The sequence below is a fragment of the Luteibacter aegosomatissinici genome (genome assembly GCF_023078495.1).
Taxonomy (GTDB): Bacteria; Pseudomonadota; Gammaproteobacteria; order Xanthomonadales; family Rhodanobacteraceae; genus Luteibacter; species Luteibacter aegosomatissinici.
Genome location: NZ_CP095742.1, coordinates 1,281,035 through 1,307,662, shown reverse-complemented (window position 1 = coordinate 1,307,662; position 26,628 = coordinate 1,281,035). Strand labels below are relative to the sequence as shown.

Annotated in this window: 16 protein-coding genes; 1 reads left to right on the top strand and 15 read right to left on the bottom strand. The window is 65.3% G+C overall.

Translation table 11 applies throughout. The features are described from left to right. Positions 1–113: 113 nt before the first annotated feature. Together L2Y97_RS05725 and tldD are read right to left on the bottom strand one after the other, a co-directional pair. Positions 114–7,196, bottom strand: a complete 7,083-nt coding sequence (locus L2Y97_RS05725) for a beta-1,3-glucanase family protein (protein ID WP_247434131.1) — start codon at positions 7,194–7,196, stop codon at positions 114–116. Positions 7,197–7,628: 432 nt separating this feature from the next. After that, entirely contained in the window at positions 7,629–9,068 is a 1,440-nt protein-coding gene (tldD, locus tag L2Y97_RS05720) for a metalloprotease TldD (RefSeq protein WP_425492825.1), read from the bottom strand. A 185-nt stretch (positions 9,069–9,253) separates the two neighbouring features. Between tldD and L2Y97_RS05715 the strand changes: the two genes are divergently transcribed. Continuing rightward, positions 9,254–10,426, top strand: coding sequence for a sterol desaturase family protein (locus tag L2Y97_RS05715; protein WP_247434128.1), 1,173 nt, complete (start codon positions 9,254–9,256; stop codon positions 10,424–10,426). A gap of 91 nt (positions 10,427–10,517) precedes the next feature. Here the strand turns inward: L2Y97_RS05715 and L2Y97_RS05710 are convergent, their stop codons facing one another. The 13 genes from L2Y97_RS05710 to L2Y97_RS05650 form a co-directional block, all read right to left on the bottom strand. Further along, on the bottom strand, positions 10,518–14,336 hold the full coding sequence (locus L2Y97_RS05710; RefSeq protein ID WP_247434126.1) for a YhdP family protein: 3,819 nt from the start codon (positions 14,334–14,336) through the stop codon (positions 10,518–10,520). A gap of 135 nt (positions 14,337–14,471) precedes the next feature. Then, positions 14,472–15,959, bottom strand: a complete 1,488-nt coding sequence (rng, locus tag L2Y97_RS05705; protein WP_247434123.1) for a ribonuclease G — start codon at positions 15,957–15,959, stop codon at positions 14,472–14,474. 54 nt (positions 15,960–16,013) lie between these two features. Continuing rightward, positions 16,014–16,571: a Maf family protein gene (locus L2Y97_RS05700; RefSeq protein WP_247434120.1), complete on the bottom strand. Its 558-nt coding sequence runs from the start codon at positions 16,569–16,571 to the stop codon at positions 16,014–16,016. 11 nt (positions 16,572–16,582) lie between these two features. Then, entirely contained in the window at positions 16,583–17,053 is a 471-nt protein-coding gene (rlmH, locus tag L2Y97_RS05695; protein WP_247434117.1) for a 23S rRNA (pseudouridine(1915)-N(3))-methyltransferase RlmH, read from the bottom strand. A gap of 7 nt (positions 17,054–17,060) precedes the next feature. Beyond that, positions 17,061–17,450 (bottom strand): ribosome silencing factor, encoded by a 390-nt coding sequence (gene rsfS / locus L2Y97_RS05690; protein WP_247434114.1) that lies wholly within the window; start codon positions 17,448–17,450, stop codon positions 17,061–17,063. A gap of 149 nt (positions 17,451–17,599) precedes the next feature. Beyond that, positions 17,600–18,241 carry a nicotinate-nucleotide adenylyltransferase gene (gene nadD / locus L2Y97_RS05685; protein WP_247434111.1) on the bottom strand — a complete coding sequence of 214 codons (642 nt, stop codon included), beginning with the start codon at positions 18,239–18,241 and terminating at the stop codon, positions 17,600–17,602. Next, positions 18,238–19,248: a DNA polymerase III subunit delta gene (holA, locus tag L2Y97_RS05680; protein ID WP_425492824.1), complete on the bottom strand. Its 1,011-nt coding sequence runs from the start codon at positions 19,246–19,248 to the stop codon at positions 18,238–18,240. The genes nadD and holA overlap by 4 nt, the downstream gene beginning before the upstream one ends. Before the next feature lie 14 nt (positions 19,249–19,262). After that, positions 19,263–19,802, bottom strand: a complete 540-nt coding sequence (locus L2Y97_RS05675; protein WP_247434105.1) for an LPS-assembly lipoprotein LptE — start codon at positions 19,800–19,802, stop codon at positions 19,263–19,265. 2 nt (positions 19,803–19,804) lie between these two features. Further along, positions 19,805–22,552 (bottom strand): leucine--tRNA ligase, encoded by a 2,748-nt coding sequence (leuS, locus tag L2Y97_RS05670; protein WP_247434102.1) that lies wholly within the window; start codon positions 22,550–22,552, stop codon positions 19,805–19,807. A 477-nt stretch (positions 22,553–23,029) separates the two neighbouring features. Then, positions 23,030–23,620: a PqiC family protein gene (locus tag L2Y97_RS05665; RefSeq protein WP_247434099.1), complete on the bottom strand. Its 591-nt coding sequence runs from the start codon at positions 23,618–23,620 to the stop codon at positions 23,030–23,032. Beyond that, the gene (locus L2Y97_RS05660) at positions 23,617–25,296 is read right to left on the bottom strand and encodes a PqiB family protein (protein ID WP_247434096.1); all 1,680 of its coding nucleotides are present in this window, start codon (positions 25,294–25,296) and stop codon (positions 23,617–23,619) included. The genes L2Y97_RS05665 and L2Y97_RS05660 overlap by 4 nt, the downstream gene beginning before the upstream one ends. After that, complete coding sequence (locus L2Y97_RS05655) at positions 25,293–25,913, bottom strand: paraquat-inducible protein A (RefSeq protein ID WP_247434093.1); 621 nt, start codon at positions 25,911–25,913, stop codon at positions 25,293–25,295. Before L2Y97_RS05655 ends, L2Y97_RS05660 begins: the two co-directional genes overlap by 4 nt. Next, entirely contained in the window at positions 25,910–26,521 is a 612-nt protein-coding gene (locus L2Y97_RS05650) for a paraquat-inducible protein A (protein ID WP_247434090.1), read from the bottom strand. The genes L2Y97_RS05655 and L2Y97_RS05650 overlap by 4 nt, the downstream gene beginning before the upstream one ends. Positions 26,522–26,628 lie beyond the last annotated feature (107 nt).

Here is a 26,628-nt window from a genome sequence, read left to right as displayed (position 1 = left end):
AGGGCCTGTAAGGCATCGCGAGAGATGTCGCCCACAGGGTGGGCTCCTACGACAACAGCCACGAAAAAGGGCGGTGGGTTTCCCCACCGCCCTTTCGTTTTACCTGACGCTCGTTACCAGCCAATCCCGAGTTCGAGATGTTCCGGCTGCGGCTCAATCAGCGTTGAGCTCTGGTCGGACACATCGTCGTACGCGAAACCGTACGCCTTGCCGTTCACGCCATGCAGGTGCCAGAACCGCGAATAGTAGTTCGCCGGCGACTGCTGGTAGAACGACGCGGGGTCCTTCCACTCGGTGTTGTCTTCCATGACGTGGCGGTTGAACGCCGCGCAGATCTGCGCTTCGAGCTGGCCTTCGACGCCCCAGGGGTCGTTCGAGCGGGCCAGTGCGCCCTTGCCTTCCAGCACATCCTGCGTGGTCGGCTTCTGCACGTTGAACAGCATGCCTTCGGCTTCGTTGGCTTCCTTCGTATCCGCCCAGTTGGTGTGGCGGAACGTGAGGACGCCATCCACCACGGTGCCTTCGAACTGCTTGGCACCGATGGTCATCTCAAGCACATGGGACTGGTAGTAGGTCCAGGCGCTGTCGATATACGCGTCGAAGTAGTGCTCCTGCGGCTGGCCCACGTCGAACTGCGCCTTGCCCGGGGCAAGTATGCGGATCGGGTCGGCATCGGCCAGCTGGAACTCGGCCGGCACTTCCTGGTTGTACGCCGCGAAGATCTCGGCGCGGGTCTGGGTGATGCCCGAGTTCACATGGCGCGTCTTGTTACCGCCATACACATCCAGCGACAGCGGGATGGAGAACTGGTCGACCTGCGTCGTGTTGATGAAGATCGCGTCGTTGTTCCAGGTGAACTCGTACCAATCGTAGTACACGCCGATGTTCGGGTCGGTGGCGTTCAACGGGTTGGGACCCGCAAACCCGATCGTATCGTCGGCAGCTTTCAGGATCTTGATGTACATCGGCTCGCCGACGGACACGAAGATGCGGCCCGAATCCATCTTCGGCAACTTCAACAACTTCGCCTGGGCCAGCGTGAAGAAGTAATTCGGGTAGTTCTGGCCATTCTTGGTGAGATGGCCGGCACCGTCGTTGTCCTCCACCTTCGCGGGCGTCAGCGTGCCATCCGGCTTCACCCACGAGAACACCTGGGTAACCGGATCGCGGCCGATGACAGCGACATAGACCTGGTCGTCGCGCCACTTGCCGTTGGTTGCGTTACGCAGCTGGGTACCGATGAAGCCGGGGTACGTGTCGTAGTTGAAGCCTTCCGACGGATCGTTCCCGACCGGCTGCTGCGGCTGCGTCGGATCGGTGCCATCCACCGTGCCGTACACTTCCATTTCCCACAACGAGTAGCCGTACTGCGTGTTGCGGGTCTGGCCGTGCATGCGCACATAGCGTGCCGAAACCGGCGTAAAGGTCAGCGTCTCGACGCCACCGTTGCTGCCGATCTTTGCATCCGCCACCTGCCACGACTGCCCATCGAGCGAGACCTCGATCAGGTAGTTCACGGCATGGGCGTTCTCCCACGTCAGCACCACCTTGTTCACCGTCTTCACGGCGCCAAGGTCCACGCGCACCCACTCATCATCCGTGAACAGCGAAGACCAACGCGTACCGGTGTCGCCATCGGTCAGGTTGGCGGCCTTGAACGCGACCGGGTTCTCCTCCGAGGAGGCGAGCACCGGCTGGTGCAGGGCCAGGTTGGTGTCGGACGACACCGGCGGCGGGGCCTGCTGGGCAGGCTGCTGCACGGCGAGCGTCGCGGGCTGGCTGGTCGCACTGTGGCCAGCCGCATCGGTCACCACCACGTCATAGCTGCCCGCGTTGGCGAGCGAGGCCGTGAACGAGTACGTGGCCTGGTTGGCGCCACCCACGGCGGCACCGTTACGACGCCACTGGTAGCCCACGTTGCCGTTGGCCTTGACGCTGACCGCGAAGGTCACCGGCTGGCCGGCGGTCACGGACTGCGCTTGCGGCTGGCTCACGAAGGTGGGCGCAGCAGCGGCATACACTTCGAACTCGTACAGCGAGACGCCGTAATCGGTGTTCTTCGCCAGGCTGGTCATGCGCACGTACTGTGCGGTGACCGCGGAGAAGTCCACGCGTTCCACGCCACCCTTGCCGGCGACCGGCTGCGGGGTGACCGCGGTGTAGTTCACGTCGTCGTTCGACACTTCGACGATGTACGACGTCGAATGCGCGCGTTCCCAACGCAGGAGCACGTGGTCGAAGGTTTTCTGCGAGCCCAGGTCCAGGCGGATCCACGCCGTCGGCGTGAACTTGGAACCCCAACGCGTGGTGAAGTCGCCGTCCACGGCGCCCTTCGGGCCGAGGTAACCGTCGTCTTCATTGCCACTGGACGTGGCGCCCGCGCCCACGGCGATATTCACGCCGCCCTGGCCATCACCCGGCGTACCCGGGCCATCGGGGTTATCCGGCTGGCCCGGATCGTCACCGCCATTACCCGGCTGCGTGGCCGTGCCCTGCTGCCATGCCGGCGGGTCGAAGCCATCGGTGGAGTTATCCACGCTGATGGTGGCGAACTTGCTCTGGGTCGTGAGGCCCTTCGCGCTCACCACGCGCACCATGTACTGCGTGCCGTTATCCGCCGCGGCGAGTGCCGGGGTGGCGTAGTTGCCATCGGTCGTCGACGAGGCAAGCTCATCCACGAACGTGCCATCGGCCTGCGGCAGGTGGCGGTACCAGTTGTAGGCCAGCGGGCCATCACCGGTCGCCGTCACGCTGAGGTGTGCCGAGCGGCCCACACCCGCCTTCTGCGCCGCCGGGTCCGCCGTGATCGCCGGGGCCACCACCGTGGTACCGGTAACGCACAGCGCGTGCGACGGGTTGTTCTCCGCCACGAGGCGGAACACCGAACCATCCGAAGCCACCTGGTACGCGTACTGCGTGTCGGTCGGGTCGTTGGTCGAGGTCCAGATCGTCCACGCCTGCGGGAACGCATTCGTCGACAGGTTCTGGCCGGCCACGGCCAGCGCCTCATCCAGGGTCGGCAGGCGTGCGGTAGCGGCCTTGCAGTCCGCGGCCGCATTCGACTGCTTGTACTGTGCGCCCTGGTCGGCCAGGCCACGCTGGGCACGCTCCCAGGTCAGGCCACTGAAGTGGTCCACGACATGGTTGGTGTCCTGCACGGCATAGCGATCACCATCCTGGCAGCAGGTCGGCGAGTCATACACTTCGAACTCGTAGAACGAGTAACCGTAGTCCGTGGCACGCTTGATACCCTGCATGCGCACATAACGAGCCGAAACGCGCTTGTCCGTCATGTCCTCGGTGCCACCGAGGCTGGTGTCGTTCTCGACCCAATCCTGGTAACCCGTGTCCTTGTCGTTCGAGTACTGGATTTTGTACTGAGCGGCGTGGGCATTTTCCCACTTGATCACCACGCGGTTGAACGAACGCACGGCGCCGAGATCGACGATGAAGTACGCCGCATCGTTCTTCTGTTCCGACGCGAATCGCGTGCCCTTGTCGTCGCCATCGACGGCATTGGCAGGCGCGGTGCCCTTCGGATCTTCTGCACCGCTGGCGTAGGTCACCTTCTGGCGGGCCAGGTTCGCACCCGGCGGGGCCAGGGTCAGTGCGGCGGCATTGCTGGTCGCGGCGGAAGCGTCACCGAGGATATTGGTGACCACCACCGTGTAGTTGCCAACATCGCTGAGGCTCACATTGGACACCGTGAGCGTGGCGCTGTCGTCGCCCACCGGCTGGCCATCATGCGACCACTTGTAGTGGAACGGCGACGAACCGGCGACGGACACCGTGAACTGGGCGCTCTGGCCCGGGTTCGCGCGCACATTGCCCGGCTGCCCGGTAATGACCGGCGGACGCGCGGCATTCACCGTGAGGTGGGCCGGCGTAGACGGGACATCGCCCAGCGGGTTGGAAACCACGACGGCATAGTCGACGTTGCCGTCGGCCGCGGTCAGCACCGGGGTGTCGTACGTGGGGCCGTTGGCGCCGGCGATGGCCGTGTTTCCGCGCATCCACTGGTACGTCACCTTCGGCGAACCGTTGGCGCTGACCGCGAAGTGCGCCTGCTGGCCCACGTCCACGCTCTGTGCCTGCGGCTGCTGGCTGATCACCACATGCTGCGCCGTGAACACCTTCAGGAGCGCAGGGGTCGATTCCTGGTCACCCTTGGCGTTATGCACCACCACCGTGTAAGCCGCGCCATCGTCGGTCATCGCCGCATTCGGCGTGGTGTACGTGGCCGCATTGGCGCCCGGGATTTCCTGGCCGTTACGCTTCCAGGTGAAGCTGAGCGGGGCTTCGCCCGTGGCGGTCACCGAGAAATGGCCCGGGAAACCCTGGGTCACATCGTCCTCGATCGGGTTGGCGATGATCGCCGGCGGACCCGACGCGCCCTGCGATGCCTTCGGCACGGCCTGGACGTTGAACGACGCCGTGCCTGGCAACAGGCCTGCGGCCGTCGCGGTGACGGTCACGGTGCCCGTGTCGAACTTCGTACGCAGCGCGATCTTCTGCAGGCCACCTTCGAACTTCAGTTCGTGATCGCCCGGGGCATGGTAGCCGTGGATCGGCTCTTCCGTGCCATCACCGTTCATGGTGTGGCCACCGGCCCAGTCCACCAGCTGCTGCGTGCCACCCTGGTAGGTGACCAGCGAGGCACCGCCGGTGACTTCGAAGTTCACGTTGACATCGGCACCCTCCGGCACGGTGTTGCCATCCTTGTCGACCACGCGGGCGACAATGAAGGCGGCATCCGAACCGTTGGCGGTGACGGCGAACGCCGTACCATCCGGCTTCACCAGTTCCGGCACCACGCTCAGTGCGATGTGGTCGGCCTTGCCGGCAGTCGTCAGCGTGTCCTGCACCGGCGAGCCGTTGGCGTCATCAACCACGGCACCCAGTGCATCGATGCACTGCGCGGTCGCGGTACCCGCCTGCCACGTGAGGTTCCAATGCACCTGGCCCGGAAGACCGGTGGTCTTCTGCGCCTGTGCCGAACCCTTGATATGGCCCGTATCCGGATCCTTGCCCGAGTTCTCGACGTCGTAACTGGCCTGGTCGATCGAATCCCAGTTGTTGGGCTTCTGGTCGCTACCCTGCGGCACGCCATTCACCAGCAGGCGCACGGCCGGGCAGTTACTGAACGCGTTCACCTGGATATCGCCAGCGCGATTCCAGTGGTGCGCCAGCTTCACTACCGGCTTCACTTCGAACGGCGTCCACACCGACTGGTAGATGTAATACATCATGCGGGGGAAGCGGTTCTGGTCGACCATGGAGCTGCCGATCGAACGCACGTTGTGCACGAACTGCTTCTCGCCGGTGTCCTTGGCGATGGTGAAGTGCGTGGCGTCCTCGGTGCCCTCATCGAACTCGATGGTTTCACCCGGGGTATCGGCGAAATACCACTGGGCCATGCCGAAGGTGCCTGCCTTGCGGCCCTTCGAGTACGGCACCAGGTAATTCAGCGCGTACGACAGCTCGTAATCGAACGCGTGGCGCTGCGAACCGATGCCCCAGTATTCCGCGCCCCATGCAGGCTTGTTCGGGTACTGCTGGTGAACGCCCTCTTCGCACCCGGCCTTGCTGCAGCTCAGGATGTCGCCGTTGGCCGGGTCCGGCGAACGGTCGGCGGCGGCGCGCGGCGCAATGCTGTCCCAGTTACGGGCCATCGTGCGCAGTTCCACCGCGAAGTTGGTGTCCATCTTGCCGTTGTTGGATTCCCAGGCAAGGATCGACGGATGGTTGCGGTCGCGGATCACCAGGTCGCGATGCAGTTCGCGCTTGATGTTCCACATGTTCACGCAGGCGTCGTCGCCGGCGGTGCAACGGTTGGAGAAACCGTTCTCACCATCGCCGCTGGGCTGCACGATGAACACACCCAGCGCATCCGCGGCCTCGACAAACTCGGGACTGGACGGCGAATGGCCCGGGCGCCACAGGTTGCCACCGGCGGCAGCAAGCTGCTGCAGGTCACGCCACTGCTGCTCCTCCGGCACGGACGAGCCGAGCGCCGGGTAGTCGTAGCGGCCGGAGGCGCCCCAGGTGTATTGCTTCTTGCCGTTGACGTACGGGAAATCCTTGTCCCACGTGATCACGCGAATACCCAGCGGGCTCTGCTTCGCGTCGACCACGGTACCGTCGATGCTGACCGTGTGCAGCACCTTGTACATGTACGGCTTGCCGTAGATGCTGTTGTTCGGATACCACAGCGTCGGGTTGCTCACCGTCAGCTTTTCGTCGAACACCGGTGTCGTATCGGCCGGTGCCACGTGCGGCGCCAGCTGCTTCTGCTGCTGGTCGGTGGCGACCACGTTACCCGCCGCATCCACGATCTGCGTGGTGAGCGTTACCGTGACCGGTACCTCGCGATCGTTGACCACGTTGGTCTGCACGCGTACCACGGCGCTCTTGTGGTCATCGCTGAGCGATTCGGTGCCGACGTAGGTGCCCCAGGTGTTCTGGCCGGCGTAGACGTTTTCCGGGATATGCACGAGGTTGGTGACGTGCAGCTTTACCGGGCGGAACAGGCCGGCTTCGGCCTGGCCGAAACGGAACGAACCCGAGAAGCCCGGGTCCTGGAAGAAACCGCCGCCGCTACGGCTTACCTTCACCGCGATCACATCGGTACCGTCGTACTTGAGGTACGGCGTCAGGTCGACGATGTGCGGAATGAAGCCGATGACGTGGGTGGCGTTGGCATCCACCTGGCCATCCTGGTTGAGCGCGCCCGTGCCCTTGATGAAGTGGCCGTTGACGTACACGCGGTCGCCCGTGTGCGCACCTTCGAACTCCACCATCACCTTGCGGCCGGCGTAGCTTGCGCTGTCCTTCAGGGTGGTGCGGTACCAGCTGGTTTCGCCATCGAGGCTACCCTGGCCACCGCCGGATTCCTGGTTGATGAAGGTGGTGAAGTCGTTCGCGGCATGGGGAATGCCGACGGTTTCCCACTTCGAATCATCGAAGTTGATGGCTGCGCCATCATCACCGTTCGGGACCTGTGCGTGGCCCGTCTGGTCCTGGTACTGCTTGATGTATTTCCACGGCTGCGCGCCGAGGTTCACATCCACGCGATCGGATGGCGCGAGGGTCACGGCGTGTGCCGTCACCGTCGCGCTCAGGCATAACGCAGCGAGTACCGCGGATAACCGCGCTCGCTTCGCATGCCCCGGGGGTGCTGCGGGGTGCATTGTCATGGAGGAGAGTCCCCTGTGGATTGGCCCGTTTGCAGCGGCGTTCCACGCACGCACGACACCGCCGGCCGGCGCATGCGCCAGCCGTACTTCGTCGTTTCGTGATAAGGGTGGGAGTCAAATTCCCGCCACGCGCCAAGGGCCCGTGGCTATTGGATATTTGGCCGTCCATACGCCGTCTGCGGGCGGATCATCGCGCCGCAGCAATGACGATCACAATACTAAAGTGCGCTCTAATTGAAGCTTTTCGTACCGTACGCTCGCGTTCCGTGACGTGAGTCGCGCTTGTCATACAAATGCACGTTTCGTCCTAGACCCTTAAAAAACGTGTAGGAGCCCACCCTGTGGGCGACGTCTCTCGCGAAGGGCAGCAGGACCTGTTACGTCTCGCGAAAGATGACGCCCACAGGGTGGGCTCCTACCAGGGATGGGCGCTTAAGCGGCGGTGCCGCCCACGGTCATGCCATCCACGCGCAGCGTCGGCTGGCCAACGCCTACTGGCACGCTCTGGCCATCCTTGCCGCACACGCCCACGCCTTCATCCAGCGCGAGATCGTTGCCGATCATCGAGACACGCGTGAGCACTTCAGGACCGGCACCCACCAGCGTCGCGCCCTTCACCGGACGCGTCACCTTGCCATCTTCGATGAGGTAGGCCTCGCTCGCGGAGAAGACGAACTTGCCGTTGGTGATATCGACCTGGCCACCACCGAAGTTCACCGCGTAAAGGCCACGCTTTACCGAACGGATGATCTCTTCCGGTTCACGATTGCCCGCAAGCATGTAGGTATTGGTCATGCGCGGCATTGGCAGCTGTGCGAACGATTCGCGGCGGCCGTTGCCGGTGGACTTCACGCCCATCAGGCGTGCATTGAGCTTGTCCTGCATGTAGCCCTTGAGGATGCCGTTCTCGATCAGCGTGGTGCACTCGGTCGGCGTGCCTTCGTCATCGATGCTGAGCGAGCCGCGGCGACCCGGTAACGTGCCGTCATCCACCACGGTGACACCTTCTGCCGCCACACGCTGGCCGATACGGCCGGCGAACGCCGAACTGCCCTTGCGGTTGAAGTCACCTTCCAGGCCGTGGCCGATGGCTTCGTGCAGCAGCACGCCGGGCCAACCGGGGCCAAGCACCACGGTCATGCTGCCGGCGGGTGCATCCACGGCCTCGAGGTTAACCAGTGCCTGGCGGACGGCCTCCTCGGCGAACGCCAGGGCACGGCCGTTCTCCATGAGCTCTCGGTAACCATAGCGGCCACCGCCGCCGGAATGGCCCTGCTCACGACGGGTACCCTGCTCGGCGATCACCTGCACGTTCAGGCGCACCAGCGGGCGCACATCGGCGGCCAGCGTGCCATCGGAGCCGGCGACCAGGATGGTATCCATGGTCGCCGCGATGCTCACCACCACCTGCTTGACGCGCGGGTCGCGCGAGCGGGCATAGGCATCCACCTCGCGCAGCAGCGCGATCTTGTCTTCATTGGGCAGGCTTTCGACCGGGTCGATGGCCGGGTACAGGCCACGGCCTGTGGCCAGGGCCAGCGGCTTTCCGGCACCGGCACCGCCCTGGGCGATCGCGCGGGCGGCGCGTGAGGCCTCGAGCAGCTGCGGCAGCACGATTTCATCGGAATACGAGAAGCCGGTGCGCTCGCCGGAAATGGCGCGCACGCCCACGCCCTGTTCGATCGAGTGGCTGCCATCCTTCACGATGCCCTCTTCCAGCACCCAGGATTCGCTGCGCGAATGCTGGAAGTACAGGTCCGCCGCATCGATGGAGGGGCCCATCAGTTGCGAGAAGACGCGGTCGAGGTCGGAGGAAGCGAGGCCGCCCGGGGCGAGCAGGCGCCGTTCGGCGAGGGTGATCAGGGAATCCATCAGGGCTGCCGGTGGTTAAACGAGTAGGTCCCCAGAATGGGGGCTAAGGCAGGCAGCTTAAACCCCGGGGGCTGGGCTGGCGAATCCGGTACCCGCGCGGCCAGGGGTACCGGCCGGCGAATGGTAGGATGAGGGCCGCATACCAACGGTAAGGAAAGCCGATGAGTCAGGGGAAAAAACGGGCTGTGGCCCGACGTGTTGCCACGGCGCCGGCGCGCCGTGCGGAAGCCGTGGTCGACGAAACGGTCGAGCTGCTTCACGCCAGCGGGTCGCTGGATCCGGGCAAGGCCATGGTCAGCACGGCCATCGCCATCTCACTGGCCTTCCTGTCGTTGCTGGCGGTCATCGCCTTTCATTTCCCGCAGTACCTGACCACGCCCGACCTGCGCCACAAGTACTCGGTCGATGTGCTCCGCCAGTTGCTGCTGGGTGCCTTGCTGGTATCCGGCGGACTATCGCTTGCGAACGTGATCCTCGGCCGGCGTCGCAACCTGAACATCGGCGCGTTCGTACTGGTGTTGGCCGCTGTCGCACTGGGTGGCGCCCGCGTGCCCGTCGGCAGCTTCCCCGATCACACGCCCTACATCGGCCTGGACTGGTTCATCCTCGACCTGCTCGGGTCCACCCTGGTTTTCGTGGTGCTCGAAAAGCTCTTCCCGCTCTATCGCGGCCAGTCGGTGTTCCGGTTCGAGTGGCAGACCGACATGAAGCACTTCGCGGTGAACCACTTCATCGTCGGGCTCGCGCTGCTGATCGTGAACTTCCTGATCCACCACGCGTTCGGCTGGCTGGTGAACAGCGACTTCCAGCGCATGGTGGCGTCGATCTACTTCGTGCCGCAGTTGCTGCTGTGCATCCTCGTGGCGGACATGGCCCAGTACTGGACCCACCGCGCCTACCACGAGGTGCCGTTCCTATGGCGATTCCACGCCGTGCACCACAGCGTGAAAACCATGGACTGGCTCGCCGGTTCCCGCCAGCACATGCTCGAATTGATCTTCACCCGCGTCTGCGTACTCGCCCCGCTGTACGTGCTGGGCTTCAGCGAAGCGGTGATGAACGCGTACATCATCGTGGTCGGCTTCCAGGCCGTGTTCAACCACGCCAACGTGCACCTGCCGTGGGGACCGCTGCGCTACCTCATCGTCACGCCGGACTTCCACCACTGGCACCACGCCTCCGATGACGAGGCGATCGACAAGAACTACGCCGCGCACTACGCGTTCCTCGATAACCTGTTCGGTACCGCGGTGAAGTCGAAAAAGGTGTTCCCTGAGAAGTACGGCGTCGTCGGCGATTACATGCCCGATGGATTCGTGAAGCAGCAGATGTTTCCGTTCCGCAAGCAGAAGATGTAACCGGGCGGATCGCGCGCAAGCGCGCTCCTACGGGGGCGCGCGTATCGCTTGGGCGGTAGGAAGGATGAGTTCGCGCCAGCGAACGAACCGCCTAGGGGGCGGGCTGGCGCGGAGGCGTCGCCGTTGAAGGCAGCCCCTTGTCGATTGGCGTAAACACCGGTTTATCCCACGTGCCGGTCACGTGGTAGCGCTTGCGCGCTGCCTGGTTCAGGCCATGACCCAGGATGCCCTGCACCGCCAGGCCCGCCGCCGCACCCACGGGGCCACCCGCGAGCGCGCCCACGATAGGCAGGCTGTTACCCACGTGCGGTACCACCAGCACTTCCTGGTCGTAATCGCGCGCCTTCAACCCCGCGCGGCCCGTGATCGAAATCTCCGCGGCAGGGGCGCGAATCTTCAGGTTCTGCGTACTGGCATTGCCATTGGCGAAATTGAAATCGCCCGTGATCGAATCAAAGCCGAAACCCTTGCCAAGCACATCACCGAAATCCAGCGCCATGCGCCGCGGTAGTTCCGTGATCGATACCAGGCCAAACAGGCGGCCCACGCCCGGTTGCACCTCGAGAATGCGGCCGTTGGCGACATTGATCTTCAGCGTGCCATCCATGTTGGCCAACGCCAGCGCCGAAGGGCCACCCGGCCACGTCGCATCCAGGCGCGCCTCGGTACGCCCACCGGACATGATGCCGGCGAACCCGAGCGCATCGAGCATGCGCGCCACGTCTTCGGAGGCGAAATCCATCGACAGGTGCGTGTGGCTCGTCTTTTCGTCACCGTTCCAGTCACCCGTGGCGGTGATCTGGACGTTCTTGGATTGCGCGCGCAACTGGTCGATGTGCAGGCCTTCGTCGGTCGGCCACGTTTCCAGGCGCGCTTCACCGAGCCGCGCCTTGCCCAGGCGCATGTCGCTCACCTGCAGGTGCAGCGGCGGCAAGCTCGATGGAGCAACGCCCGCTTCGTTCGTGTCAGCGGGTGGCTTGCCGTTCTTGTCCTTGGCTTCTTCCGCATGCGCCACGGTGACGGCCGCCGTCGCGACCTGCCCCGCTGTCGCACGCCCCTTCTTCGCCGCATCAGCCGCATCATCCGCCGAGGGCCAGTAGATCCGGTCCATGCGCGCGGTGATGCCACGCCGGCGCAGGTCGTCGTTCGGCACCGTCATGGCGCCGGCAAGGCCATCGCTATCGACGCGCAAGCTGAGCTCACGCGAACCCGGGCGAGCGACGATATGCATGTTGCTGAAGTGCTGGCCGAATACTTCGGCATCGTCGGTGACCAGGTCGAGGCCGGTCAGGCCAGGGCCCGCCGATCCTGTCGACAGGCCGACCACATACTGGGTCCACCCCGAGACATCGAGCTTCTCGGCGTGGCCACTGAACAGGTACCCCTGCGCGGGCATGACCTGCGGCGGCGTGGTGCCCAGGTTGAACGCGGCCGCGAGCGGCATGTTGTTCTGGGAGTTCGCCAGGCGCAGGCGGCCACGCACGATGTCACCCAGGGCGATGTCCAGCCGTGCACCATCGATGGGCAGCGCGAGGCGAACGGAAAGCGGCTGCACCTGCGCCGCGGGTTTCTTCACCGGCGTCGGCATCAGCATTTCAACGCCACGCAGGTCGGAATCCACCGCCAGCACCTGGCTGAGCTCGCCCTTGTCACCCGCATGGGCCAGGTCGAAACCCACGCGGAAATTGCCGCGGCCCTTAGCGATATCGGCCAGCCATTTCAGGTCGGGATAATCGGAAACCATCTCCTCCACGGTGAACGCGCCGGTGACGGCCGCACTCAGCACCTTCGCCGGGTCCCCCGTGCCACCGGCAATCGCAAGGTCCAGGTTGGCCGGCTGCCCGTGGAACTGCGTCTTCAGGCCGGTCGCCGTGAAGCCCTTGCCATCGAACGCCATGGACCCGGTGATCTTGTCCAGGCGAAGCTTCCACGCCTCCGCGACGAGATCCGCATCCTTGATGCTGGCCTTGCCCTCCAGCGTGAAGTCCTTTGCTTCCTTCAGCGGCATGAGCAGGTTGAAACCGAACTCACCCGTGCCACCCAGCTTCAGCTTGTCGAGCTCCTCGCGACTACTGCTCGCGATGGGGCTGTTCTTGATGAAGTCCATGAAGCTGCCGCCCGTACCCGCGCCACTCACACGCAGGTCGAGCACGCCATCGGCGAAATCAGGAATGGCGGCCGTGGCCGAGCTTACCGCCGTGCCGAGCGAATGGCCTTCGCTGGCTTCGACAAACATGCCGTTATCGACGAACGTCGCCGTCGCCGTAAGGCCCTCGGCCCTGGGCCAGCCCGTGCCGTAGTCGAGCACGGTATCGTCGATCAACGCGCGTGCCTCGAACCGCCCTTCCTGGTTCTTGAACGGGAAATCGCGCACGTTGCCGCGGATCATCGCGGAGCCGCCGACGATGTGGCCCGATACGAGCCCACGGTTGAGCCAGTTCTGCGCGCTCTCGGACATCGAATGGATAGGCCAGAACAGCTTCGCCGCCGGCACCTCGCCTTCGCCCAGGGCCACGTACATGTCCATGAACAGGCCGGTGTCGTTAGCGGGCACCACCATCTCGCCACGTGCCTGGCCACCGTAGCCTTCGCCGCGGAAATCCAGCGCATCCACGCCGATGTGCCAGCCGGCATCGTCGTTGAAAACCGCGATATCGCCACCTAGCGCCGACATGACGAACGGCTTGCGGAACACGCCGGTGGCATCGACCGTCGTGGCTTGTTTGGGTAGCGAGAGCACGATGGCCTCGTTATCGCCGAACACCTCGCCGCTCAGCGTGCTCAGGCCTGGCAACTTGCCACTGGCATCGATGCCGAGGCCGGAGAACGCGGCGTGCGCGAAGCGCAGGCCATCGACGGAATTCCAATCGGCGCGCAGCTGGTCGAAGCGGCCACGTGGCTTGCCACCGCCGAGCCAGCGCGCAAGGGCCGGTGACACCTGCGGCAGCAGCCCGGCCCAGGGCGCCAGCGGCGCCAGGTCGAGCTTGCGGGCCACCAGCGTCCCCTCGCTGTGATCGCCGTTGGTACGCAGCACGATGGCCGCATCGCTGCCATCACGGCCCATCCAGTCGATGCGCTGGCCGTTCGCAAAACGGTGCAGGTCGACGATACCGTGCAGGCCGGCGGTACTGACCGTACGTGCCGGGCCACGTACGGCGAGGTTATCCAGGTCGATACTGGACGTGGCGCGGACCACGTGCGCATCGCGCCAGTCCAGCCAGGTTTCGAAGCGGCCCTTGCCGCCGGCCAGCGCGTAGCCGCCCGCGACGAAGTCTCCGGTCAATGCCGCGAAATCGACATTGGCGCCTTTGACGTACACCTTGCCACTCGAACCATCCGCGGCGAAGCGCCCTGCGGCCGTCAACAGGCCCGCGGCGTTTTCACGGCGCAGGCTACCGCCCACGCGGACCACCTGCCCCTGCAGGCTCAGGCGAAGCTGATCGGCGACCAGGCCGAAATCGTGGTGGGTGGTTTCATCCGCGATATCGATGTGCGTGTTGGTGAGCCACAGGTCCACCGACATGTTGCCGAACGATACTTTCTGGGTCGTGCCGCCCGCGGCGAAGCCATCGATGCTCCAGCGTCCATCCGGCGCACGGCGAAGGCCGAGCCGCAAATCCTGCAGACGAAGGTTGATGAGGTGGCGCGACGGCAGCACCAGCCCGCCAAAATCAAGCTTCACCGCGGCCTGCGGCAGACGCAGCGGCGGCGAACCGGGATCACCACCGATGGTGACATCGCGCATCACGAACAGCGGACCGGTCGGGCGCCAGAACCCCTCCAGCGACGCAAACTGCACCGGCTTGTGCACCTTTTCGCTCAGCATCGCCGCAATACGCGCGGGGTACCGCGCCGCGAGCGGCAGCAAAAGCTGGCCAAGCGCCATCACGATCGCGAGCGCGACCAGCACGCTTGCGACCAACCCTATGAGGAAAAACCGCAGGCGTCGTGCGCGATGGCGCCAGGCCGGATTCACCGGCCCGCCCGTGAACCAACGGGCGGGCGGCCAGGGACCGGCCGTTGCCCATCACGGCCAGGGCCGCTGCTACAGGAGAACGACATCGAACTGTTCCTGCGAGTAGTGCTCTTCCGCCTGGAAGCGGATGCTCTTGGCGATGAATTCCTCGAGTTCCGCCACGGCCGCCGATTCCTCCTCGAGGATACGGCCCACCACTTTCGGGCTTGCCATCACCAGCAGCTTTTGCGCGTTGAACTGTCGTACTGCGCGCGTGATCTCACGGAAAATCTCATAGATGACGGTTTCGGCCGTCTTCAGCGTGCCGCGGCCGCTGCACGCGGGGCACGGCTCGCACAACTGGCGCTCCAGGCTTTCGGTAGTGCGCTTGCGGGTCATCTCCACGAGGCCCAGGGCCGACATGGGGTAGACCGTGGTCTTGGCATGGTCGCGGGATAACCCCTTCTCGAGCATGCGAAGGACCTGGCGCTTGTGCTCGTCGTCCACCATATCGATGAAATCGATGATGATGATGCCGCCCAGGTTGCGCAGGCGCAGTTGGCGGGCAGCCGCCTGCGCCGCCTCCAGGTTGGTGCGGTAGACCGTTTCCTCGAGGTTGCGGGTACCGAGGTAACCGCCTGTATTCACATCGATGGTGGTCATGGCTTCGGTCTGGTCCACGATGAGGTAACCGCCCGACTTCAGCGGCACCTCCTTGCGCAGCGCGCGCTGGATCTCGTCTTCCACGCCGTACAGGTCGAAGATCGGCCGCTCGCCCGAGTAATGTTCCACGCGGTCGGAAAGCACAGGCATGAATTTCTGGACGAATTTGACCGTTTTCTCGTAGGTCTCGCGTGAATCCACGCGCACCTTCTCGATGCCGTCGTTCAGCGAATCGCGCAGCGAGCGCAGCGGGAGCGAAAGCTCCTCGTACACCCGCTCGCCGACCTTCGCCTTCTGGATGTTCTCCTGCACCACGCGCCATACCTTGCCCAGGTAGGTCACGTCGAACGCCAGCGATTCTTCCGACTGCCCTTCCGCATTGGTGCGGACGATATAGCCCAGGTGGTTCTCGCCGATGAGTGGCGTGATGATGTCCTTCAGGCGCTGGCGCTCGGCCTCTTCCTCGATGCGCACCGAAACGCCCAGCGTGCGCGAATGCGGCAGCAGCACGAGGTAGCGTGACGGGATCGAGAGGTGGGTGGAAAGCCGGGCGCCCTTGCTGCCGATCGGGTCCTTGACGACCTGCACGACGATTTCCTGGCCTTCATGCACCAGTTCGCTGATCGGCGGTACCGGGCCGTGGCCATTCGATTTGCCACCGTCAGGCGCATCGGTCGGTGGCAACGACGGGCGCACGATATCGGACGCGTGCAGGAACGCGGCGCGCTCGAGGCCGATCTCGACAAAGACCGCCTGCATGCCGGGCATGACGCGCTGCACGCGCCCCTTGTAGACATTCCCCACGTAGCCGCGCTTGGTCGCCCGCTCTACGTGCACTTCCTGGAGCATGCCGTTTTCGACGATCGCCACCCGCGTCTCACGCGGCGTGACATTGATCAGGATTTCCTCGCTCACCGGCACCCCTTTTCCTTAAGCCATCGCGCTTTATAGCTGCGTGGCGGCAACATGTCACTGACCCCGCAAGAGCTGCGAAGTTTCGTAGAGCGGCAGCCCCATGACGCCAGAATAGCTGCCGGAGAGGTGTTCGATGAAAGCGGCGGCGCGGCCCTGGATCGCATACGCGCCCGCCTTGCCCATGCACTCGCCGGTGGCGACATACGCGGCGATGGTGGCGTCATCCAACGCGGCGAAACGTACGGTGGATACCGAGGTAGCGGTGCGTTCCGTGCCCGGCTGCACCAGCCAGGCAACCGACACCACGCGGTGCTCACGGCCCGCGAGGCGGCGGAGCATGTCGGCGGCATCGGCGGCATCGCGCGGTTTGCCGAACACCTCGTCGCCCAGGATGACCTCGGTATCGGCGCCAAGCACGCGTGCGCCTGGCTCACCCGCGACCAGCGCAAGGCCCGCCAGCGCCTTGTCGCGCGCTACGCGGCTCACATACGCCTCGGGTGGCTCCCCGGGCTGGCGAACCTCCTCGACATCCACGTTGAGCGTGCCGTGGTCCTCGCCAAGCTGATCGAGCAGTTCACGGCGGCGTGGGGATTGCGAGGCAAGGTAGAGCACTAAGCGATCCCTCAGGCGCGATGGTAGGGGTGGCCGGCCACCAGCGTCGTGGCGCGGTACAACTGCTCGGCCAGCACCAGCCTGACCAGCATGTGCGGCAAGGTAAGCGGGCCAAGTGACCAGCGTTGGTCAGCACGCGCGAGCACCTCCGGCGCGTGCCCATCGGGGCCACCAATGAGGAAGGCCAGGTCGCGCCCACCCATGCGCCACTGCTCCAGCTGTACGCCCAGCTCCTCGCTGGACCACAGCTTGCCGCGGCCATCGAGGGCAATGACGTGGATATCGCGCGGCAACGCCGCAAGGATGGCGGCGCCTTCATCCACGATCGCACGCGCATCATCGCGGCCCTTGCCGCGGACGCCCGGCTTGATCTCGATGAGCTCCAGCGGCAGTTCGTGCGACAGCCGCTTGCGGTATTCGGCGAAGCCTTCCGCCACCCAGGCGGGCATGCGTTCGCCGACCGCGATAAGGCGCGCCTTCACGGCGCGATCAATCGTTGGCGGCGGCGTCGGGGGCGTCGTCGCCCACCGTCCACAGGCGCTCGAGGCCGTAGAACTCGCGAATACGCGGGAGCATGACGTGGACGATGATGTCGCCCAGGTCGACCAGCACCCATTCGGCTTCGGTCTGGCCTTCGACGCCCAGCGGCATGACGCCGGCTTCCTTCGCGAACTTCACCACCTCGTCGGCGATGGATTTCACGTGGCGGGCCGAGGTGCCGGAGGCGATGAACAGGGTGTCGGCGATGGAGGTCTTGCCACGAACGTCGATTTCTCGGACGTCCTTGGCCTTGAGGTCTTCAAGGGCCGCGATCACGCGCTTGCGGAGAACTTCGTTGCTGGCGGCGGACTTGGCCTTGCGGGATGCGGACGAACTCAAGATACGGAAACCTCGTGCGGCGGAATGCCGGGGTGGCGCCAGTATACCCCCGGGCGGGCCAGGCTGCGTGTAGGAGCGTGCTTGCACGCGATGCAACCTTGCGGCAAGCCCCGATTGCGCTCAAGCGCGCGCCTACAGGAGGCGGGCGATTACAGGGCCAGGGCGCGATACGGCTCGAGGAGGGCCGGGTCGCTGAAGCAGGTCTCGGGCATCAGGAAGCGGGGCTCGTTGCCCGCGGCAAAGGCTTCGCGGATCGCCGTGGCGGCGATATCGAGCGGGGTGATGGCGATATCGATCACCTGGCCCGCCGGGCCATGCAGCCGGGTGACCCGGCGGCCTTCGACGAAGGCGGCCAGTTCTGCCGGAAGTGCGTGGTCGCTGCCCGGGCGCGTCAGCACGCCGATGTGGGCCAGGGTGAAAAGCTCATGCCACAGGTGCCATGCGGCCAGGCCGGCGAAGGCATCGGCACCCACCAGCAGGACCAACGGCCGCTCCGGCCCTATCTCGGCGCGCAGGGAGGCCAGCGTGTCCACGGTGTAGGACGGGCCGTCACGATCCAGTTCACGGGTATCGATGGCAAGCCGCGATTGCCCCTTCAGTGCCGCGTGCAGCAAGGCGACGCGCCCTGCAGCGTCGGCAATGGGGGGCGGCCGGTGCGGCGGCGTGCGCGCGGGCACCATCCGCACCTCCGCATCGAGCGCCTCCGCCGCCTCCCAGGCCGCCCGGAGGTGGCCGTTGTGCACCGGATCGAAGGTACCGCCAAGGATGGCGAGCGGACGCGTATGGCTCATGCGAACGCAGCCGCGGCGCGGGGCTCGGCAATCGCGGCGATGAGCCGTTCGGCTTCCAGCCACGGATCGCCTTGCTCACGCCCCTTGGCCATGCGGTCGATCCGGGCGGCGCGGGCCAGGCAGGCCAGCCAATGCTCGCGCGGTGCACGGCGCAGCGCCTTGCGGAACAACTGCTCGCGCGCCGGCCACAGCCGCTCCACCTTGGCCTGGGCCGCGAAATCGCGGGCATTGGCCAGGCGCAGCGCCAGCTGCAGCTGATTGACCAGCCAGCCCATCAGCGCGATCAGCTCATCGCCTTCGGCGTGCAGCCCGGCAAGGATGCGCAGGGCGCGCCCACCATCACCGGCGAACGCGGCATCGGTGAGTTTGAACGCATCGAAGCGCGCGCTGTCGGCCACCAGGCTCTCCAGCGTCGCGGCATCGAGCCGGCGGTCCCCGGCCAGCACCACCAGCTTGTCGATCTCCTGCGCGGCGGCGAGGAGGTTGCCTTCCACCCGTTCCGCCAGCATGGCGACGGCATCGGGCGTGGCTTGCAGCCCACGGGAAGACAGCCGCTGGCCGATCCATTGAGCCCATTCATTCGGGCGGGGCGCGTTGAAAACGACCTGGATACCGCCCTGGTCCACGGTCTTGGTCCAGGCGGCTTCGTGTTTGCTACTCCACTCCGTGGCAGAGATCAGCAACGTGGTATCCGGCGGCGGGTTATCGACAAAGGCCGTGATAGCGGCACCGCCGTCCTTGCCCGCGCGGCCACCCGCCAGGCGCAGGTCGAGGAGACGCTGCGTCGCAAACAGGGAAAGTCCCGCGGACGAACGGGCGAGGTCATCCCAATCAAAGCGGCTATCGGCTTCGAGCACTTCGCGCTCGCTGTAGCCAAGCCGGCGGGCCATGGCGCGCAGGGCGTCGGCGGCTTCCAGCACCAGCAGCTCCTCGCCCACCAGCAGGTACACCGGCGCCATCCGGTCGCCGGCAAGGTGCTTATGCCACTGGGCGGGCTGCATGGGCACCGCGCGTCCGCCCTTTACTGAGCGGACGGCGCCGGAGCCGCATCGACCACCGGCGGGTGGTTGCGGGCGGCCTGCAGGCGGAACAGGATCGACTGGACCATGTCGCCGATCAGGCTGCGCTGCAGCTCTTCGGTCTGCGCGGCCGTGCCGATCGTGTTGGTCGCGTCGTAGCTGAACTCGCGCGACATATCGACCTGCTGCGGGGCCACCAACAGCGTGCCATCCGGGCCCTTGGCGTTGAATTCAACGTGGTAACGCACGGCGTATTCCGTGACGCGCGCCGTTCCACTAACCGTAAGCGAATCGGTGCGGAACGAGTTCTGGGTGATTGCCAGCTCGGCGATGCCAGCGCCCGGCTTGTCCACCACCGTGGCGTTGGAGTTCTCCAGCGCACGCGACAGCTCACGTTCAAGGCGGCCACCCCCGACCACGGTGAGGTGTACCTTCTCCATGCCCGCGGGCAAGGCCGCCGACTGGCGCAGGTGGAATCCGCACGCGCCCAGCAGGGCGGTAGCGGCGACGACCAGGGCGATACGGAGAACGTTCGGGCTCATGGTTATCCTGCGACGATGTTGACGATCTTGCCGGGCACGACGATCACCTTGCGCACGGTCAGGCCTTCCAGCTGGGCCGCCACGGCAGGCACGGCCCGCGCCATGGCTTCGGCCTCGTCCTTCGAAGCGGCAGCGGGCACGTCGATGGTAGCGCGAAGCTTGCCATTTACCTGCACCGCATAGGTCAGCGAATCGCGGACCAGGGCGGCCGGGTCGACGGCCGGCCAGCCGGCGTCTTCGACCAGCGCCTCGCCGTGGCCCAGCGCCTGCCACAGGGCATGCGACACGTGCGGGGTGAACGGGTTGATCAACTGCACCACGGCCGTAAAGGCTTCCTGGCGCAGGGCAACGCCCTCTTCGCTCGTGTCATCGAACTTGTTCAGCGCATTCAGCAGTTCCATCAGCGCGGCGATCGCCGTGTTGAAGGACTGGCGGCGGCCGATATCGTCGGTGACCTTCTGGATGGTCTCGTGCAACTGGCGGCGCAGCGTCTTGCGCGCGGCCTCGCCGGCCGGGTTCGCGCCCTGCCCCTTGCCACCTTCGGCATGGGTGGTCACATCGCGCCACAGGCGGCGCAGGAAGCGGGCCATGCCTTCCACGCCCGCCTCATTCCATTCCAGCGACTGATCGGGCGGCGCCGCGAACATGGAGAACAAGCGAACCGTATCGGCGCCGTACTTGCCGATCATCGCCTGCGGATCCACGCCGTTGTTCTTCGACTTGGCCATTTTCTCGATGCCGCCGATCTCCACCGGCTTGCCATCCGAACGCAGCGTGGCACCGACGATGCGTGCCTTTTCATCGCGCTGTACATCGACGTCGGCCGGGTTGAACCAGGTGAACTGGCCGTCGGCTTCCTTACGGAAATAGGTCTCGGCAATCACCATGCCCTGGCACAGCAGGTTGGTGGCCGGCTCGTCGCTCGCGACCAGGCCTTCATCGCGCATGAGCTTGTGATAGAAGCGGAAATACAGCAGGTGCAGGATCGCGTGCTCGATGCCACCGATGTACTGGTCCACCGGGGTCCAGTACTTCGCGCGGTCATCGACCTGGGCGTTCGCACCCGGGCTGGTGTAGCGCGCGTAGTACCAGCTCGATTCCATGAAGGTATCGAAGGTATCGGTTTCGCGCTCGGCCGGCCCACCGCAGTTCGGGCACGTGGTCTTGCGCCATGCCGGGTCGGCCTTGATCGGCGACTGCACGCCGGAGAACTCCACGTCCTCGGGCAGTACGACCGGCAACTGGTCTTCCGGCACCGGCACCGCATCGCACTGCGGGCAGTAGATGACCGGGATGGGGCAGCCCCAGTAACGCTGGCGGCTGACGCCCCAGTCGCGGATGCGCCAGTTCACCCGGCGCTCGCCACGACCGGCGGCTTCCAGCTTCGCGGCAATGGCGTTGAACGCCTCGTCGAAATCCAGGCCGTCGAACTCGCCGGAGTTCACGAGATAGCCGTGCTCCGTATAGGCACCGGCCTCCTGGATGCCGGCCTCGAAGGCCTTGACCGTTTCCACGGCAGCCGACGGCGCATAGGCGTCGGTGCGGCCGCCTTCCAGCGCGTGCTGGGTGGCGTCGGTACCTTCGCCCTTGGCCAGATCGCGCTTTAGCTCGGCCAGGGCATCGACCACGCCACGATCCACGACCACCATCTTGATCGGCAGCGAGTACTTCTGGGCGAACTCCCAGTCACGCTCATCGTGGCCCGGCACGGCCATGACCGCACCCGTGCCGTAGCCCATCAGCACGAAGTTGGCCACCCAGACGGGTACCTTTTCGCCGGTGATCGGGTGCACCGCATCGACGCCGGTGTAGTAACCGCGCTTTTCCTGGGTTTCCAGCTCGGCCTCGGACACACCGCCGGCCTTGCAGCTTTCGATGAATTCAGCGAGGCCGGGGTTGCCTTCGGCAGCACGCGCGGCGATCGGGTGCTCGGCGGCCACGGCCACGTACGAGACGCCCAGCAGGGTGTCGGGGCGGGTGGTGAATACCTTGAGCGGCTCGGCCTGGCCTTCCACGTCGAAGGTGATCTCCAGGCCCTCGGAGCGGCCCAGCCAGTTGCGCTGCATGGTCTTCACGGCATCCGGCCAGCCCGGCAGGGTATCCAGGCCGTCGAGCAGTTCCTGCGCATAAGCGGTGATCTTGAGGAACCACTGCGGGATCTCGCGCTTTTCGACCACGGCGCCCGAGCGCCAGCCCTTGCCGTCGATGACCTGCTCGTTGGCAAGCACGGTCTGGTCGACCGGATCCCAGTTGACGACGCTGTTCTTGCGGTAGACCAGGCCCTTTTTCATGAGCCGGGTGAACATCTGCTGCTCCCACTGGTAGTACTCGGGGCGGCAGGTGGTGACTTCGCGGGTCCAGTCGTAGGCGAAGCCCATGCGCTTGAGCTGCTCGCGCATGTGGTCGATGTTCTTGTAGGTCCACTTGGCGGGCGCGGTCTTGTTCTTGATCGCGGCGTTTTCGGCGGGCAGGCCGAAGGCATCCCAACCCATGGGCTGGAGGACGTTCTTGCCCTGCTGGCGCTGGAAACGGCTGATGACGTCGCCGATGGTGTAGTTGCGGACGTGGCCCATGTGGAGGGCGCCCGAGGGGTACGGGAGCATCGAGAGGCAGTAGTACTTGGGCTTGCCGGTGTCTTCGGTGACTTCGAAGGCACGGGTGTCGCTCCAGTAGCGCTGGGCGGCGGTTTCTACGGCGTCGGGGGCGTAACCGCCCTGCTCGCGCGTGGCCTGGTCGTTGCTGTCCTGCATGGTGTCTGGTACCGGATGGGTGCTCGGGTGGCCGGCGCGGGAACGCGGCGCTCAATCGCGGGAGACTATCCCACGGGATATTGGGGGGCAACCTCGGGTTGCTGTCCAGCGGCATTTCAAGGGGTTCATTCGCTTTCGCGAATGCATGTGACCAGCGGCTTACGCCGCCTCGCTCTTGTGGGCTTGAGGCGAAGAACCGTCGGTGCCCACCCTCGCGTCGGATGCTGCGGCTGCGCCGCCGCGCCTTTGATTCGCGCACAAGGTGCGCTCCTACAACCGCCGCCCCGTTAGCGAGCCATGGGCCAGCCCGATGTAAGGCTGGCCTACGGCCGCTCTCTTGTGCGGAACTCGCCTCGAGGGTGGGCACCGACGGCTCTTCGCCTCAGCCCCACCAGAGCGAGGCGGCGGATGCCGCTCAACACACGCATTCGCGAAAGCGAATGAACCGATGCACTAGCGCGAAGCCAAAGGCGAGCCTTACCGGCAGGTACCCGGTTGGCCGGCGGCAAGCGAGCGGCTGGCGGTGGCGATCTGGTCGGCGAGCTGGCTGATGGCGCGCTGGTGGGCATCCACCAGCGTGTCGTAGCTGCCGCCCGCCGGTTCCACCACGCGCGACGCGCAGTTCGCCGACTGCTCACCTGATCGCACCGACCACGACGCCTCGAGCGTCGCGTTGCCGCCCAGTTCCGAATCGAAGCGGCGCACATCCACCTGCACCGCCACCACCTTCGCATCCTTCGCCCGCGGCAAGCCGTGGATATCGTGCGTACCCAGGCGCGACGACAGGTCCGCCGCCAGCGCCGAGCGGATCTCATCGCCCAGCGGCGAGGCCCAGCGCTCGCCATCCAGCACGCTCACCGACGAACTGCCCGAGCGCAACACCATCGACGGCTGATCCACCTGCGGCGGTACGCCCACCGCCAGCACATCGATCGCAAACGGCGCCGAGGACGCCACGGCCGCGGTGGCCGGCGGCACCAGCGTGTGGAAATGCACCGGTGCCGACGAACACGCCGCCAGCGTCGCAACAATGAGCGCCGAAGCGGCGAAACGGGTGAACGTCATCATGGCTGTCCTTCCTTGCCCTGCTTCGTAGACGGCGGCGCACTGGCCGGCGGCGGTGCATCGGCGCCACGGCCGCGCAACAGCGCCTCCGGGTGGCGGCCCAGGTAATCAGTGAACGCACGCACCGAGCGGACCGTGCGCTGCAGTTCTTCCAGCGTATTGGCGATGTTCTGCTGCAACGGCGAGTTCTCGCTCAAGGCATCGTTCGCGGTGCCCACCGTTCGGTTCACACCCTGCAAGGTCTTCTTCGCCTCGGGCAACAGCTCGGTATTCACCTGGTGCAGCGTGCCGTTCAGCTCCTTCAGGCTGCCATCCACGTTCTTGCCGATCGAATCGAACGGGATCTTCGAGATCTTGTCCACGATGCTCGACAGCTGCTCCTGCAAGTGATCGAAATCACCCGGCACGGTCGGCACTTCCAACGGCTTGCCGTTCGCATCGAAAGGCACCTTGGCGGCCTTCGGATCCACGTCCATCGCGATGTAGAGCTGGCCGGTGAGCAGGTTGCCCGAGCGCGCCTGCGCACGCAGACCGTGCTCGACCAGGCCCTTCATGATCCGCGGGAACAGCGTTTCCGGATCCCCGCCCAGCACCTGGGCCAGCTTTTCGTGGGCCTTGCCCAACCGCTGCGGGTAAACCAGCGCGCCCACCACCACCGGGAAGCTGTGCTTCTCCGGGTCGTAATCGAGGTTCACCGAAACGACCTTGCCCACCTTCACGCCGAGCAACTCGACCGGGGCATCCACGTTCAGCCCCCGGAGCGAGTGTTCGAAGCGCATGCGGATATAGCGCGGCTTGCCGTCTGGCGGCGCCAGGGCCGTGCCCTGGTCGGCAAACAGGGTGTACTCGCTCATTTCCGGTGCCGGGGTCTCGTCATGCGGCCCGAGCGGATCCTGGAACGCGACGCCACCCGCGATCACCGTAGCAAGTGACTGCGTGTTCAGTTTAAGGCCATCGGCACCCAGCGATACGTCCACGCCGCTGGCATTCCAGAAGCGCGAATCCTTGGTGACGAAGCGATCGTTCGGGCCATCCACGAACAACTGGAGCGAAACACCCTTGCCGTCCTTGTCCAGCTCGTACGACACGATGCGGCCCACCTGGATACGGCGGAAATACACCGGCGAACCGATATCCAGCGAGCCGAGGTCGGCCGTATGCAACTGGAAGCGGCGGCCCGGCGCCCCGTGGGTGACCGCAGGTGGGGTCTCCAGGCCCGTGAAGTCGCTCTGGTCCTCCTCCGAGGTGCCCGTATCGGCACCGATGAACGCGCCGGAAAGCAACGTGTCGAAGCCGGATACGCCGCCGGCACCAATGCGTGGGCGTACCACCCAGTAGCGCGTGCCCTTGGTGGCAAACTCCGACGCGTTCTTCTCCAGGTCGATCTGCACCCGGACATGGGTACGGTCTTTCGACAGCCGCATGCTGGTGACCTTGCCGATCACCACGTTCTTGTACTTGACCTGGGTCTTGCCGATCTCGATACCTTCGCCCGTCTGGAACGTCACCTCGATCTGCGGCCCGGCCGAGATGAAGTGGTTGACCAGCAGCGAAATGCCCACCAGCGCGGCAATGATCGGCACCAGCCAGATCAGCGACACGCCCATTTTCGAGCGGCGCACTTCGGGCTGGGGCAGGTCTTCGCCTTCCGGCGTGTTCCCTTCTTGCATGTGGCTCATTTCGCCTTCCTTTTGTCCCATATCAGGCGGGGATCGAAACTCATCGCCGCCAGCATCGTCAGCACCACGACGATGCCGAAATAAATCACGCCCGGCAGCGGCTCAACGCGCGAGAGCACCTTGAAATGCACCAGCGCGGAAAGGATCGCGACCACGAACACATCCAGCATGGACCAGTAGCCCACCAGCTCCACGAAACGGTACAGCTTGGCGCGCTGGCGCGGCCCGTAATCGCTGGCGCGCTGCACGGATACGAGCAGGTAGCCCATGATGCAGAACTTCAGCACGGGCACCACGATAGACGCCGTGAAGACGATGATCGCCAGGTCCGGCGAACCGTTCCGCCACAGCTCGAACACGCCACTCAGGATGGTGTTGTCATCCTTGCTGAACAGGCTCTGCGTCCGCATGATCGGGAACAGGTTGGCCGGCAGGTAAAAGATGGCGGCCGCGACCAGGAACGCCCAGGCGCGGGAGATACTGCCGGTCTTCCGTGCATGCAGCGGGTTATGGCAACGCGGGCAGCGCGCATGCGGGTCATCGGTGTAGGTGGTGACCAGCCGGCACACATGGCACCCCATGATGCCCAGGTCCTTCGCGCGTAACAGTTCGCTCACCGCCGCACCTCACGGGTGACATCCCACAAGTTGCGCGGATCGTGGCTGGCGAAGACCGTGATCAGCACCGTGAGGAACCCAAAGGCCCACACGCCGATACCGGGGACCACATCGAAATACGTGTGCGCCTTCACCACCGCCACCAGCACGCCCAGCATGAACACTTCGATCATGCTCCACGGCTTGATGTGGACCAGGGTGGACATGGCCAGCCCGAAGCCCGGCGCCCGCCAGCCCCGGCGACCATAGGCCAGTACCCAGCCAAACAGCGCGATCTGCACCAAAGGAAAGAAAAACAGCGTGAGCGCCGTAAGCGCCGCCACGATCTGCGCGCCGTCGTTCCACATGGCGATGACCGCACCCCACAAGGTGGTATCGGCAACCATGCCGGAGAAACCCAGGGTGACGATGGGCGAAACATTGGCGATCACGAACACAATGGCAGCCGCCACGATCAGGGCGTACTGGGCATCCAGGCCGAGCCACTGGTGGCGTTCGAGCACGGCGCCGCAGTTCACGCACTGCGCCACCTCGCCGCGCGCCAGATGGCGCCGCTGGTAAACGGTATCGCAGTGTTCGCAAATAATGAGGTCAGGAGCTTTTTGCATGCACGCCGGCGCGGTAAGGCCGGTATGGCCCGGCGATATGATCGCAAATCCGCGTAAACGGCGCATGACGGACCCATAGGGCATGCTCCTAAAGGGCCACACGACCT

Coding starts and splice junctions, on each gene's coding strand:
- leuS (WP_247434102.1), bottom strand. CDS start 22,552: ATGCAGGACAGCAACGACCAGGCCACGCGCGAGCAGGGCGGTTACGCC.
- L2Y97_RS05675 (WP_247434105.1), bottom strand. CDS start 19,802: ATGAGCCCGAACGTTCTCCGTATCGCCCTGGTCGTCGCCGCTACCGCC.
- L2Y97_RS05660 (WP_247434096.1), bottom strand. CDS start 25,296: ATGAGCCACATGCAAGAAGGGAACACGCCGGAAGGCGAAGACCTGCCC.
- L2Y97_RS05665 (WP_247434099.1), bottom strand. CDS start 23,620: ATGATGACGTTCACCCGTTTCGCCGCTTCGGCGCTCATTGTTGCGACG.
- L2Y97_RS05725 (WP_247434131.1), bottom strand. CDS start 7,196: ATGACAATGCACCCCGCAGCACCCCCGGGGCATGCGAAGCGAGCGCGG.
- nadD (WP_247434111.1), bottom strand. CDS start 18,241: ATGAGCCATACGCGTCCGCTCGCCATCCTTGGCGGTACCTTCGATCCG.
- tldD (WP_425492825.1), bottom strand. CDS start 9,068: ATGGATTCCCTGATCACCCTCGCCGAACGGCGCCTGCTCGCCCCGGGC.
- L2Y97_RS05650 (WP_247434090.1), bottom strand. CDS start 26,521: ATGCAAAAAGCTCCTGACCTCATTATTTGCGAACACTGCGATACCGTT.